The following is a 13,445-nucleotide window of genomic DNA, read 5'->3' as shown; positions in this document are numbered from 1 at the left end:
AGGGCTGGGGCTCTCCTTCCAGGCCCTCATGAGCCCGCGACTGAGTAATGGACAACGGGCCGGCGCATCGTGCTCCGGCCGTCAGGAAATCTCCCGCCGGAAAGGCGGCAGCGCATTGAGAATAGCCTTGCCGTAGCGCTGCGTGACCAGACGCCGATCCAGCAAGGTAATGACGCCGCGATCCTGCTCGGTACGCAGCAGGCGGCCGCAGGCCTGGATCAGGCGCAGCGAGGCGTCGGGTACGGCAATCTCCATGAACGGGTTGCCACCACGGGCTTCGATCCACTCGGCCAGGGCCGCTTCGACCGGGTCGTCTGGCACCGCGAAGGGGATCTTGGCGATGACCACATGTTCACAATAGGCCCCCGGCAGGTCGACACCCTCGGCGAAGCTGGCCAGGCCGAACAGCACGCTGTGCTGGCCATCGTCGACTCGTGCCTTGTGCTTGTTCAGGGTTTCCTGCTTGGACAGGTTGCCCTGGATCAGCACCAGTTTGCGCCAGTCGCGGTCCAGGCCATCGAACACTTCCTGCATTTGCTTGCGCGAGGAGAACAGCACCAGCGCGCCACGGGCATCTTCGACGATGCCCGGCAGCTCGCGGATGATCGCTGCAGTGTGTGCCGCTGCGTCGCGCGGATCGGCCTTGAGGTCGGGGACTCGCAACAGGCCGGCATCGCCGTGCACGAACGGGCTGGGCACCACGCAGGTAACGGCATCGCGGGGCAACCCCGAGCGCATGCGGAAGCGGTCGAACTTGCCCAGCGCGGTCAGTGTGGCCGAGGTCACCAGAGCGCCATGGGCGACACTCCAGAGGCTGCGCCGCAGCATTTCAGCGGCAAGAATCGGGCTGGCATTGACCTCGATGTCGAACAGCGCGCCGCTTTCGGCCAGCGTCAGCCAACGCGCCATGGGCGGGCTGTCTTCCGGGTCTTCGGCAGTGAACGCGGTCCATAGCTCCCAGTTGCCCTGGGCACGAGTGACCAGGCTGCCGAACAGTGGGTACCACTCCTCGGCCTGGTGGCTGGCGATGCCGATGTTGACTTCACCGTCCATGCCTTCCTTGAGCAGGTCGGCCAGGCGCGTGAACAGGTCATTGAGGCGGGAGAAGCCCTTTTTCAATTCGATGCCGACTTCGCGGATCTGCTCCGGCACCACACCGCCCTCGAAACGATAGCGCGGGCGCTCGCGGCCTTCGGTGTCTTCGCTCGGGCGGAAGTCGGCGACCTGCTCGCACAGGGTGAACATGAACTGCTGCTGGGTGCGCACTTCCCGCGCCAGCTCCGGTACCTGTTCGATGTACTTGCCCAGGTCGCCCGGCAACGGGTGCTGGGCCAGCAGCTTGGTGAGGTTCTTGGCGGTCTGCTCCAGCCAGTCGGCGGTGGAGCGCAGACGCGAATAATGGGCGAAATGGCCGATGGCCTTGTCTGGCAAGTGGTGGCCTTCGTCGAACACGTACAGGGTGTCGCGCGGGTCGGGCAGCACCGCGCCACCGCCCAGCGCCAGATCGGCCAGGACCATGTCGTGGTTGGTAACGATTACATCGACCTTGCCCATGCCTTCGCGGGCCTTGTAGAACACACACTGCTGGAAATTCGGGCAGTGGCGGCCGGTACACTGGCTGTGGTCAGTGGTCAGGCGAGCCCAGTCCTGGTCCTCGATGGCCTCCGACCAGTTGTCGCGGTCGCCGTCCCAACGGTTGCCGGCGAGCTTTTCGATCATGCTGTTGAACAGCTTCTGGCTGCGCTCGTCGACTTCGATATGGAAGCCTTCTTCTTCGAACAACTGGGCAGTGGCCGACTGCGCGTGGCCCTCCTGCAGCAGGATATCGAGCTTGGACAGGCACAGATAACGGCCGCGCCCCTTGGCCAGGGCGAAGCTGAAGTTCAGGCCGCTGTTGCGCATCAGGTCCGGCAGGTCCTTGATGACGATCTGCTCCTGCAAGGCCACGGTCGCGGTGGCGATCACCAGGCGCTTGCCAGCGGCCTTGGCGGCCGGGATCGCGGCCAGCGCGTAGGCGACCGTCTTGCCGGTACCGGTACCCGCTTCCACCGCGACCACGGCGGGCTCGCCGGCGCGGCGGCCTTCGTCGTCACAGGCGATGTCGCCGAGCACCTTGGCCACTTCGGCGATCATCAGGCGCTGGCCATACCGCGGTTTGAGGCTCTTGGCTTCGAGAAAACGCGTGTAGGCGCCCTGGATGGTGGCTTTGAGTTCGTTGCTGATCATGGTCTGCAGGCGCCCGGAGGGCTGGATATATTTTCAGTGTTTCGCATGGGGCGGCTATCATACCCCGCTATTGCCCTTTATGCCGCATGGAGATCCGGATGGTTGCCTTTGCCCTGCCTTATACACTGCATGTCCTTGCCGCCCTGGTGTGGGTCGGCGGCATGTTCTTCGCCTGGCTGGTGCTGCGCCCGGCAACGGTTGCAGCCCTTGAAGGGCCTGCCCGCCTGCGCCTGTGGGTGGAAGTTTTCCGACGCTTCTTCGTCTGGGTCTGGCTGGCCGTGGCGATTCTGGCGATAAGTGGTATCGGCATGTTGCACATGCGCTTCAGCGGCTTCGAGACCGCCCCCAAGTATGTGCACGTGATGATTGGCGGCGGGATTGCCATGTTCGCACTGTTCATGCGCATCCAGGCATTGCTGCTGCCGGAGCTCAAGGCAGCGGTGCAGGCCGAGGACTGGCCGGCGGGCGCCGCGGTACTCGGACGCATTCGGCGGATGGTGGGCATCAACCTGCTGCTGGGCCTGGCGGTGGTTGCGGTGGCCAGTTCACGGCTGTTGATGTGAGGGGTTCTACGCAGCATTTTCGGTGCCTGTGAGATCGCGCGCCGCCCACGCGGCGCATCGCGGATGAATCCGCTCCTACATTTGTTGCAACGTGCCGAACCTGTTATGCCATGGTTGCCAGCCTTGGCGCATGACTTGAGCCGTGTTAACCGGCTGACAACCATGGCCTTACAGGCGTGGCACGTTGCAACAAATGTAGGAGCGGATTTATCCGCGATGCGCCGCGCGGGCGGCGCGCGATCTCACAGGCACCACAGATCCAAAGGCATGCCCTTCAGAGACGCTGCAGGATCAGTTCACCCTCGGCGCCTGCCAACCCAGGCCGGCCCTCCTGCCCCGGTCGGCCATTGGCCCCGGCGTCGGTGCGATAGACCAGGCAGCCCTTGCTCGCCCCGCCTTTACCCGCCTTGCCGGCAGCCCCGGCCTTGCCCGGCGCACCACCGTCCAGGCGCACCACGATGCGCTCCTGCGAGAAGCCCTGCGGCAGGCTCAGGCGAATCCGCCCGCCAGGCGCACCGTCATGCCCGTTGCCGCCATCATCACCATTCGCCCCTCCGCTTGCCTGCCCCCAGGCACAACCTCCCGCCTGGCCATTGGCGCCATCAAGGCCAATGTAGCCCGGCGCTCCGGCGCCGCCACGGGCATCGATGGCCAGGCGCTCGGCATCGACCTCGGCGAGTTTCAACTCCAGGCTACGCCCAGCGCGGGCAGCCCGTTCATAGGTGCCAGGCGCCCCCGGGGCGCTGAACTCGCTGCCCTGGCCCAGCACAGCACTGCGTACATCGATAAGCAGCGGTGCTTCGGCGGGTGCAATGGCAATCCGCGCATCGCGACCCAGTTGCAGATGATCGACTTTCAGCTCGGTCAACGTGGCTGGCAACAGCAAAGTCGCCGAATCCGCCACGCGCAATTGCTCCAGGTGCACGCTGGCCGATTTGTTCGGCAGGCGCAGCATGGAATGGGAGGCGACTTCCAGGCTCTGCGCCTGGGCCATGGGCGCGGCCAATGCCGCCAGCAACATCAATTTACGCATGGCGAGGCGCCTCCTGCGGACGGGGAATGGACATGACATGAAAGATACCGGTCAGCAGGATCTGCAACCGGTCGAACCAACGATGGCTACGGCCTCGCAGGCTGCCATTGAAAAAAAGCACCTCAAGAAAGTGCAGGCTCAGCACAAGAATGCCCAACGCATTTATCAGCAAATTCAACGGCAACGGCTGCGGCATCATCAGATTGAACAGCACCACGCCCCAGAACGCCACGGTCAGGACCTTGCCCAGGCCCAGGATGAACTTCATACCCCGCCCCTATCTGTCTATTTATTGTTATGCCAACGCGGCCCGAGCCAGCGAGCCGCGCAGCCAACACTACCTGCATGCCAGGGCACACGCCAGCGCAGTCAGTTGAGGTGCAAGTCCACCCGTCGGTTGTGCGCACGCCCTTCATCGGTAGTGTTGTCGGCGATCGGCTCACGGGCGCCACGGCCTTCGCTGGTCACCTTCTGCGGCGCCAGGCCTTGACCGATCAGGTACTCGGCAACGCTGGCAGCACGGCGTTCGGACAGTGCCTGGTTGTAGCTGTCGGAGCCGACATTGTCGGTATGGCCAACCACTTTGACGCGCGTAACTCCCAACTCGTTGAGGCGCGGCAGCAGGCTCTTCAGGCGCTCCTCGCTACCCGGGGTGAGGTCGGCGGAATTGAAGGCAAACATTACCTGACCCTGATCGTCCAGGGTGATCACCTCGGGTTTGGGCTCGGGTGCGGGCTGGGACGGCGGGTACTGCGGCAGCGGGCAGCCCATGTGGTCAACCGCTGTATTGGCCGGGGTATCGGGGCAGCGGTCGCGACGGTCGAACACGCCGTCACCATCTTCGTCGCCATCCTGGGCGTAGCAGATCAGGCCACCGGCGATCGCGCCCAGGGCGCCGGCGCCGGCCGCCCAACTCGAGCTCTCTATGGCGCCAAGGCCACCACCGACCGCACCGCCGAGCAGGCTGCAGATGGGCCAAGTCCTTTGATTGAGGGGCGCACTGCCATCACTGTGGGTGGCGCAGCCTGCAAGCAGGCTGGTAACCATCAGCAACGGCAACGCCGCCTTCGACATTACACTCATGATGAATGCTCCTGTGTCATCGGCCGCGACCGGCTAACAGGATTAAAGACGCGCCCGCGCCACTTCTCAAGGCGCGGGCGCCAGGGCGTCAACGCTGAATCTTGATCTCGGTGCGACGGTTCATGGCACGCCCATCGGCTGTGGCGTTGTCCGCCACTGGCTGGGTTTCGCCTGCACCCACCACCGAAACGAAGCTGGCGCGAGGCACACCGCTTTCGATCAGGTAATCGGTTACCGCATGGGCACGGTGCTCGGACAGTTTCTGGTTGTACTTGTTGGAGCCCACGCTATCGGTATGGCCGGTCACGGTCAGACGGGCGCTCGGTGCTTCCTGCTTCAGGCGGGTGGCAACCGTGTTCAGGCGCTCTTTATCAGCCGCAGTCAGGCGCGATGAGTTGAATTCGAAGTGCACATCACGAATAACGATCACTTCCTCTTTCTGCACCACCACTTCCTCGACGACAGGAGGTGGCGGTGGGCAGCCATTGGCATCGACCTTCACGCCGTGCGGCGTGCCTGGGCACTTGTCGCGGCTGTCCGGCACGCCATCACCGTCTTCGTCGCCATCGCCGTGGGCCCAGCAATAGCCCGCCGCCAGGCCACCACCGAGCAGCGCGCCCCAGCCAGCCCAGCTGGAACTCTCGATGGCACCCAGGCCGGCACCGGCGACGCCCCCGACGGCAGCACACTTCGGCCAGTCGGTTTTTTGCAAACCTGCACAACCAGTCAACACACTGGTGAGCAGTACCAGGGGTAACGCTGTGCGTACTATGCTCATTTTCGTAGCTTCTCCTAGGGGAATCGGCATAAGACCGATCTCTGGGAGTAAAGACCGCGCAATCCATCCCTGCCAGCAATAAGCCACGACGCGGCCACTTGCCTCTATGCCGGCGGACAGCAGCCCGCTAGTCTTGGACGACTTGAACGAGGATTGGCAATGACCGAAGGTTTTTCCCAGCGCACTCCGCAACAAGCCCTGGCCGCCCTGCTAGAGCGCTTCACCCCACAACGCCTGCTGTTGGTGGGCACCCGCTTCCCGGCCCTGGACGCCTTTGCCCAGGCTCACCCGCAGGTGACCATCGAAACTTGCGCACCGGGGCCATTGCCGGCGGCGCTGGCGGCCCAGCGCTTTGACCTGGCGGTGCTGGTGGACTGCCTGGAACACTTGCCCAAGCGTACCGGCCTGCAGCTGCTGGGCGGTATCCGCAACCTCAACGCAAGCCGGGTTGCAGTGCTGGCCGACCTGCCCGCCTGTGGCTGGCAAGACACCGATTTCTTCTCCCTGGCGCTGTCGGCCAGTGAGAAATTCCGCCGCGATGAGCAGGTGTTGAGCTTGTTCACCTATGATCTACATGATTACAAGCAGGTCCCGGACTGGCTCAACGCCAAGTTCTGGGCCAACCCTGAAAACTTCGGCAAGTACTGGTGGTGATGATGAGTGTCTCGGTTTGCCCATGTGGCAGCGGCAATCTGCTCGACGCCTGCTGCGGGCATTACCATGCCGGCACCCCGGCGCCCGACGCCCAGACGCTGATGCGCTCGCGCTACAGCGCCTACGTCTTGGGGCTGGTCGACTATCTGGTCGCCACGACCCTGCCTGCCCAGCAGGCCGGGTTGGACCGCACCGCCATGGCGGCGTGGAGCGCCCAGAGCACCTGGCTGGGCCTGGAGGTGGAAAGCGCCGAAGTGCTCGGCGGGCAGCCCGAACATGCTTTCGTGACGTTCACTGCGCGCTGGCATGACCAGGAGGGCGACCATCAGCACCGCGAGCGTTCTGCTTTTGTGCAGCATGAGCGACGCTGGTACTTCATCGACCCCACCGTCGCGCTCAAGGCCGGCCGCAACGACCCCTGCCCCTGCGCCAGCGGGCAGAAGTTCAAGAAGTGCTGCGCCAGCTACGTCGGTAACTGAGCATGATCGCCGCCAGCCGCCTGCTCCTGCTCAGCGCCTTGCTGGCTCTGCTGGCTGGCTGTGCGAGCTGGGGCGATGATGACTCGCGCGAGCCGGAGCTGCACCTGGACAAGGTCGAAACGGTGAAGGCGCGGTTGCTGCAACAAGAGTTCGTCCTGCATCTGCGCGTCGACAACCCCAACGACAGCCGCCTTTTCATTCGCAACCTGAGCTATTCGGTGTGGCTCGACGACCTGCTGCTGGCGCAGGATGATGTCAGCCTCTGGCGCAGTGTCGGCGGGCATGCGCGGCGCACGTTCAAGATCACGGCGCGGACCAACCTGTGGCAGCACTTGAAGCCACTGGCCAAGCTGCTCAAGAGCGGCAAGCCGCTGCATTATCGCCTGCAAGGCGAGCTGGAGACCGGGCTGATCATCCATCAGGACCTGCACTTGTCGCGCAGTGGTGAGATAATCCCCGGCGATCTCATACCGGAGTAACCCTGCAATGACCCAGCAACCCCATGTTCATGGCCCTGACTGCAACCACGGTCACGATCATCAGCATGATCACGACCACGGCCATGTACACGGCCCGCACTGCAACCACGGCCATCAGGAGCCGGTGCGTAACGCCCTGAAGGACGTTGGCCGCAACGACCCGTGCCCGTGCGGCAGCCAGAAAAAGTTCAAGAAGTGCCACGGCGCTTGATTTTCAAGCCTCAAGACTTCTAGTGCCTTTGAGATCGAGCGCCGCCCGCGCGGCGCATCGCGGATGAATCCGCTCCTACATTTGTTGCAACGTGGCCATGCCTGTGAGGCCATGGTTGTCAGCCTTGTTTGTAGGGCTCAAGCCATGCGCCAAGGCAGGCGACCATGGCGTAACAGGCTCGGCACGTTGCAACAAATGTAGGAGCGGATTCATCCGCGATGCGCCGCGCGGGCGGCGCTCGTTCTCACAGGCGCCGAAACCCTTTCGACATGCTACCTTTAGCGCCTCTCACAACACCCGCCACGCCTTGCAGGAGCCCTTGTCATGGCCGCCCCCGTCCTTCCTCCCTTCCGCCCGCGGTTAACGGCCGCTGCCACGTTGCTCGGCATGCTCGGGCTCGCCGGTTGCCAGATGGGTGGCTATCAGGACAGCGTGCCACCGAGCACCGGCGTGCAGCCGCTCAAGGGCCTGGCGCAGAATGTCTCGGTCCGGCGCAACGCCATGGGCGCGCCGCTGATCGAAAGCAGCAGTTTCCATGACGCCCTGTTTACCCTCGGCTATGTGCATGCTGGTGATCGCATCGAGCAGATGCTCGCCATGCGCCTGCTCGCCCAGGGCCGCCTGGCGGAGCTGGCCGGCAGCGAAGCGCTGGATATCGACCGGCTGATGCGCGCCGCCAACCTCAAGCAAAGCGCTGCCCAGCAGTACGCCGACGCTTCGCCACGCCTGAAGCGCTTCTTCGAGGTGTATGCCCGTGGGGTCAACGCCTACCTGTTCCGTTACCGCGACAAGCTGCCGGCCAACCTGGCCAGCAGTGGTTATCGCCCGGAATACTGGAAGCCTGAAGATTCGGCACTGATCTTCAGCCTGTACGCCTTCAGCCAGTCGGTGAACCTGCAGGAAGAGCTCAGTGCCCTGACCCTGGCGCAGAAAGTCGGCAACGACAAACTGCCCTGGCTGCTGCCCGGCGCACCAGACGAGCCCTTGGCTCACGCCGAGGTGGAAAAACTCAAGGGCCTGAACCTCAACAGCCAGCTGCCAGGCTTGCCAGCGTTGGCGGCGGCCAGCCAGAAACTCGCCGACCTCGACCTGCTCGGCAGCCCCGGTTCGGCCAACCTGGCGCTGGGCCCGCAACGCAGCCGCAGCGGCAAGAGCCTGTTGGCCAGCGACAGCCGCGCGGCCTGGGCCTTGAGCCCGGTGCAGATCCACACGGGCAAGTACCAGGTTGCCGGCCTGTCTCTGCCGGGCCTGCCCATCGTGCTGGCCGGATACAACGGCAAGCTGGCCTGGAGCAGCAGCGCGGTGATGGCCGACAACCAGGACCTGTACCTGGAGCAACTGCGCCATGCGGGCAGCCAGGTGACCTACCTGGCCGACGGCAAGTGGCTGCCAGCCCGAGCCCGCAGCGAAACCTTCTTTGTTCGCGGCCAGCGCCCACAGCGCGAGGTGATGTACGACACCCGCCACGGCACCTTGCTCCCCCAGGCAGGGAACGCCAGCCTGGGCCTGGCGCTGAGCCTGCCACAGCTCAAAGGCGACCGTAGCCTCGATGCGCTGTTCGACCTGACCCGCGCACAGAACATAGAGCGCGCCTTCGACAGCACCCGTGAAGTCGCAACAGCCGCGCTCAATTTCGTTTTCGCCGAGCCCGAACATATTGGCTGGCAAGTCAGCGGCCGCTACCCGAACCGCCGCGAAGGCCAGGGCCTGTTGCCATCGCCTGGCTGGGACGGTCGCTATGACTGGGACGGCTACGCCGACCCGATGCTGCACCCCTATGACCAGGACCCACCGGCCGGCTGGATCGCCCACGCCAACCAGCGCAGCCTGCCGCGGGGCTATGGCATGCAGCTGTCCAGCACCTGGTACTACCCTGAACGCGCCGAGCGCCTGGGCCAGCTGGCCGGCAACGGCCGCCACGACAGCCGCAGCCTGATGGCCTTGCAGAACGACCAGGTGACGCTGCTGGCTGACAAGCTGAAGCAGATGTTCGACGCCCCTGGCATGGCCCAGCCGCTCAAGCAGGCGATCAATGCCCTGCCCGCGGCCCAGCGCGACAAGGCGCGCGACGCCCTTGCCCGGTTGAAGGCCTTTGATGGCCGCCTGAGCCCGGTTTCGGCGGATGCCGCGCTGTACGAGCTGTTCCTCCAGGAAGTGGCCCGGCAGACCTTCCTCGACGACCTCGGCCCGGAATCGAGCCCTGCCTGGCAGGCGTTCGTCAGCAATGCCCGCCTGTCATACTCGGCACAGGCCGACCACTTGCTGGGCCGCGACGACAGCCCGTTCTGGGACGATCGCAACACCCCGCAAAAAGAAGACAAACCCGCCATCCTCGCCCGCAGCCTGGCCGCCGCCGTGGATGCCGGCACCGCGCAACTGGGCAGCGACCGCCGCGCCTGGCAGTGGGGCAAGCTGCACCAGTACCGCTGGCCGGCCCCTGCCTACCACGGCCTGGGCGATGTGCTGAGCCGTTCGCCGCTGGCCGCCGGTGGCGACTTCACCACAATGGCGCTGACCCCTTATGCCTGGGGTAGCGACTTCGACACTCGCCTGCCGGCCTCGGCGCGGATGATCGTCGACTTCGGCCAGGCCGAGCCGTTGCAGGTACTGACCAGCAACGGCCAGTCAGGCAACCCGGCCAGTTCGCATTACAGCGACGGGCTGGATGCCTGGTTCAAGGGGCGGTTCATGAGCCTGCCGTTGCAGCCGCAGAACTTCGGGCGGGCCTATGGCAGTCAGCGGTTGACGTTGGTTCCGGGCAAGTGAGGGCGGGTGGAAAGATCGGCCGGAGGGTCAAGGCTGCCAGGTGCTCGCCACTATAGCTGTAGCGCGTGTGAGATCGAGCGCCGCCCGCGCGGCGCATCGCGGATAAATCCGCTCCTACATCTGTTTTGGGCCATTTACTCCTGTGAGGTCTCCACTGTCCACCTTGGTGCATGGTTCAAGACAGGCGGAGCTGCATCAGCGCTCGCCGAGATACATCGCCATGCCAACAAGGCGGTCCCTATTGGTTTCACAGGAGTGACTGGCCCGAAACAGATGTAGGAGCGGATTTATCCGCGATGCGCCGCGCGGGCGGCGCTCGATCTCACACGCGCTGCAGCTATAGTGGCGAGCACCAGGTAGCCCTGACACCTATTCATGTCAAGCACCCGCCAGCCCCAACTCCATCCGAACTTCCACCCACGGCCACGGTTCCTAACTGGTAACCCCAAACCAGCGCACAGAAGCCATGGACCTTGTCATCGCCCGCCCCGAAGGCCTTTACTGCCCGCCCGGCGACTTCTACATAGACCCCTGGCGCCCGGTCGATCGGGCCGTGATCACCCACGGTCATGGGGACCATGCCCGCAGCGGCAACCGCCATTACCTGACCGCGGCCCCTGGCGCAGGCATCCTGCGCAGCCGCCTGGGCCAGGACATCGACCTGCAGACCCTGCCTTACGGCGAGCATATCCAGCATCACGGCATCAAACTCAGCCTGCTCCCGGCCGGCCATGTCCTGGGGTCGGCACAGGTCCGTCTCGAGTATCAGGGCGAAGTCTGGGTGGCTTCAGGTGACTACAAAGTCGAGCCGGATGGCACCTGCGCCGCCTTCGAACCGGTGCGCTGCCATACCTTCATCACCGAGTCCACGTTCGGCCTGCCCATCTACCGCTGGCCCAGCCAGGCGAACATCTTTGCCGGGATCAATGCCTGGTGGCGGAGCAACTGTGAGCAAGGCAAGGCCAGCGTGCTGTTCTGTTATGCCTTCGGCAAGGCTCAGCGAATTCTTCATGGGCTGGACCCGCACATCGGGCCGATCCTCGTGCATGGCGCTGTCGAGCCGCTGAACCGGGTCTACCGCGAAGCTGGCGTGCAGCTGCCGGCCACCCGCTATGCCGGTGATGTCCCGCGCAACGACCCGCTGATGCGTCGGGCGTTGATTCTGGCGCCGCCGTCTGCCGCAGGTAGCAGCTGGATGCGCCGTTTCGGCGAGTACAGCGACGCTTTTGCCAGCGGCTGGATGTTGTTGCGCGGTACCCGCCGACGGCGCGGTGTGGATCGTGGCTTCGTGTTGTCCGACCACGCCGACTGGCCGGGGCTGCTGTGGGCCATCAGCCAGACAGAAGCAGAACGGGTCATGGTTACCCACGGCTCGGTGAATGTGCTGGTGCGCTACCTCAACGAACAAGGCCTGGATGCCCGCGCCTTCGTCACCGAATACGGCGAAGAGGATGACACCACGGTCACGGAGCCTGAGGCATGAAAGCCTTCGCCGATCTGTACCTGCGCCTGGATGCCACCACTTCCAGCAATGCCAAGCTCGAGGCCCTGCGCGACTACTTTGCTGCAGCGCCCGCCGAGGATGCAGCCTGGGCCGTGTATTTCCTCGCTGGCGGGCGCCCGCGCCAGCTGGTACCAACCCGCATGCTGCGCGAACTGGCCACGGCAATGGCGGGGCTACCCGAATGGTTGTTCGAAGAGAGCTACCAGTCCGTGGGCGACCTGGCCGAGACCATCTCGCTACTGCTACCAGAAGACTGCCAGGCCAGCGACCATGGCCTGGCATACTGGGTCGAAACCCGGTTGCTGCCCTTGCGCGACCTGCCTGCTGACGAAGCCCGGCAACGCCTGCTCCCCTTGTGGGCAAAACTGGACCGCCCCAGCCTGATGGTGTGCCTGAAGCTGATCACCGGCAGCTTTCGCGTCGGCGTGTCCAAGCTACTGGTCACCCGCGCCCTGGCACAACTGGCCGGGCTGGATGCCAAACGCGTGGCCCAGCGACTGGTCGGCTATACCGATATCGGCCATCGCCCTACGGCCGCCAGTTACCACAAGTTGATCGCCGAAGAGTCCGCTGATGAACATAGCCAGCGCGGTGGCCAGCCTTATCCATTCTTCCTGGCTCACGCCCTCCAGGCCCCACCAGAGCAATTCGAAGCCTTGCTCGGCCTGCCCGCTGCCTGGCAGATCGAATGGAAGTGGGATGGCATCCGCGCCCAAGTCGTCAAGCGCGATGGCCAGCTGTGGATTTGGTCGCGCGGCGAGGAACTGGTCACCGAGCGCTTTCCCGAATTGCACGCTTTGGCCGAGAGCCTGCCGGACTGCACCGTGCTCGACGGCGAAATCCTGGTTTGGAAGCCAGGCATTGATTCCAGCGTACCGGCAGTTCAGCCGTTCGCCGTACTGCAGCAACGCATCGGCCGCAAGACCCTGGGCAAGAAGCTCCTGGCTGACGCCCCGGTGGTGCTGCAAGCCTATGACTTGCTGGAATGGCAAGGCGAGGACTGGCGCAACCGCCCGCAACATGAACGGCGAAAGCAGCTGGAGTGTGTAGTGGCCGAGTACCCCTTGGCCCCGCTGCTCCTTTCACCGCTGCTCGGTGGCCAGAACTGGAGCGACCTCGCCCGCCAACGCGAACAGTCGCGCAACCTGGGCGTGGAGGGGCTGATGCTCAAGCAGCGCGATGCCCTGTACGGTGTGGGCCGGACCAAGGACATGGGCCTGTGGTGGAAGTGGAAGATCGACCCGTTCAGCGTCGATGCGGTGCTGATTTATGCCCAACGCGGCCACGGCCGCCGTGCCAGCCTCTACAGCGACTACACCTTCGCCGTGTGGAACGCGCCGTCCGGCACGCCCGACCGTGCACTGGTGCCCTTCGCCAAAGCCTATTCGGGGCTAAGCGACGAAGAGATGCGCAAGGTGGATGCAATCATCCGCAAGACCACGGTGGAAACTTTCGGGCCAGTGCGTAGCGTCACCCCCACCCTGGTGTTCGAGCTGGGCTTCGAGGGCATTGCGCTGTCCAAACGCCACAAGAGCGGCATCGCCGTCAGATTTCCGCGGATGTTGCGCTGGCGCCTGGACAAGCCGGTCGATGAAGCCGATGACCTGGCAAGCCTGCAGGCATTGCTGGTCTGAAAGAAGGCAACGCGGTGAGGCGCGACAACGGAAAT

13 protein-coding genes are annotated in these 13,445 nt (G+C 64.5%); 8 read left to right on the top strand and 5 right to left on the bottom strand.

Going from position 1 to position 13,445, the window contains the following annotated elements; genetic code table 11:
• Positions 1–81: 81 nt before the first annotated feature.
• The gene (gene dinG / locus BUQ73_RS04265; protein ID WP_079226807.1) at positions 82–2,226 is read right to left on the bottom strand and encodes an ATP-dependent DNA helicase DinG; all 2,145 of its coding nucleotides are present in this window, start codon (positions 2,224–2,226) and stop codon (positions 82–84) included.
• Positions 2,227–2,324: 98 nt separating this feature from the next.
• Between dinG and BUQ73_RS04260 the strand changes: the two genes are divergently transcribed.
• Positions 2,325–2,789: a CopD family protein gene (locus BUQ73_RS04260; RefSeq protein WP_027918941.1), complete on the top strand. Its 465-nt coding sequence runs from the start codon at positions 2,325–2,327 to the stop codon at positions 2,787–2,789.
• A gap of 274 nt (positions 2,790–3,063) precedes the next feature.
• Here the strand turns inward: BUQ73_RS04260 and BUQ73_RS04255 are convergent, their stop codons facing one another.
• The 4 genes from BUQ73_RS04255 to BUQ73_RS04240 form a co-directional block, all read right to left on the bottom strand.
• Positions 3,064–3,822, bottom strand: coding sequence for a collagen-like triple helix repeat-containing protein (locus BUQ73_RS04255; RefSeq protein ID WP_079226806.1), 759 nt, complete (start codon positions 3,820–3,822; stop codon positions 3,064–3,066).
• Positions 3,815–4,090, bottom strand: coding sequence for a DUF1145 domain-containing protein (locus BUQ73_RS04250; protein ID WP_079226805.1), 276 nt, complete (start codon positions 4,088–4,090; stop codon positions 3,815–3,817). The genes BUQ73_RS04255 and BUQ73_RS04250 overlap by 8 nt, the downstream gene beginning before the upstream one ends.
• 101 nt (positions 4,091–4,191) lie before the next feature.
• Positions 4,192–4,905 carry an OmpA family protein gene (locus BUQ73_RS04245; RefSeq protein WP_079226804.1) on the bottom strand — a complete coding sequence of 238 codons (714 nt, stop codon included), beginning with the start codon at positions 4,903–4,905 and terminating at the stop codon, positions 4,192–4,194.
• Between the two features lie 88 nt (positions 4,906–4,993).
• Positions 4,994–5,683: an OmpA family protein gene (locus BUQ73_RS04240; protein WP_079226803.1), complete on the bottom strand. Its 690-nt coding sequence runs from the start codon at positions 5,681–5,683 to the stop codon at positions 4,994–4,996.
• A gap of 159 nt (positions 5,684–5,842) precedes the next feature.
• Between BUQ73_RS04240 and BUQ73_RS04235 the strand changes: the two genes are divergently transcribed.
• The 7 genes from BUQ73_RS04235 to BUQ73_RS04205 all read left to right on the top strand — a co-directional run bounded on the left by BUQ73_RS04235 (position 5,843) and on the right by BUQ73_RS04205 (position 13,410).
• Positions 5,843–6,337, top strand: a complete 495-nt coding sequence (locus BUQ73_RS04235; RefSeq protein ID WP_060486212.1) for a DUF6231 family protein — start codon at positions 5,843–5,845, stop codon at positions 6,335–6,337.
• Positions 6,338–6,339: 2 nt separating this feature from the next.
• Positions 6,340–6,816, top strand: a complete 477-nt coding sequence (locus BUQ73_RS04230) for a YchJ family protein (protein WP_079226802.1) — start codon at positions 6,340–6,342, stop codon at positions 6,814–6,816.
• A 2-nt stretch (positions 6,817–6,818) separates the two neighbouring features.
• Complete coding sequence (locus BUQ73_RS04225) at positions 6,819–7,295, top strand: LEA type 2 family protein (protein WP_079226801.1); 477 nt, start codon at positions 6,819–6,821, stop codon at positions 7,293–7,295.
• A 7-nt stretch (positions 7,296–7,302) separates the two neighbouring features.
• Positions 7,303–7,506 carry an SEC-C metal-binding domain-containing protein gene (locus tag BUQ73_RS04220; protein WP_060486211.1) on the top strand — a complete coding sequence of 68 codons (204 nt, stop codon included), beginning with the start codon at positions 7,303–7,305 and terminating at the stop codon, positions 7,504–7,506.
• Between the two features lie 324 nt (positions 7,507–7,830).
• On the top strand, positions 7,831–10,272 hold the full coding sequence (locus tag BUQ73_RS04215; RefSeq protein ID WP_079226800.1) for a penicillin acylase family protein: 2,442 nt from the start codon (positions 7,831–7,833) through the stop codon (positions 10,270–10,272).
• A 466-nt stretch (positions 10,273–10,738) separates the two neighbouring features.
• A complete protein-coding gene (locus tag BUQ73_RS04210; RefSeq protein WP_079226799.1) occupies positions 10,739–11,755 on the top strand; it encodes a ligase-associated DNA damage response exonuclease in 1,017 nt (338 codons plus the stop codon).
• Positions 11,752–13,410, top strand: coding sequence for an ATP-dependent DNA ligase (locus BUQ73_RS04205; RefSeq protein ID WP_079226798.1), 1,659 nt, complete (start codon positions 11,752–11,754; stop codon positions 13,408–13,410). The genes BUQ73_RS04210 and BUQ73_RS04205 overlap by 4 nt, the downstream gene beginning before the upstream one ends.
• The last annotated feature ends 35 nt before the right edge of the window (positions 13,411–13,445 follow it).

This window comes from Pseudomonas putida (assembly GCF_002025705.1).
In the GTDB taxonomy this organism is placed as follows: Bacteria; Pseudomonadota; Gammaproteobacteria; order Pseudomonadales; family Pseudomonadaceae; genus Aquipseudomonas; species Aquipseudomonas putida_J.
The sequence above is the reverse complement of the archived record's forward strand: the minus strand, read 5'-3'. Positions and strand labels throughout refer to the sequence as shown.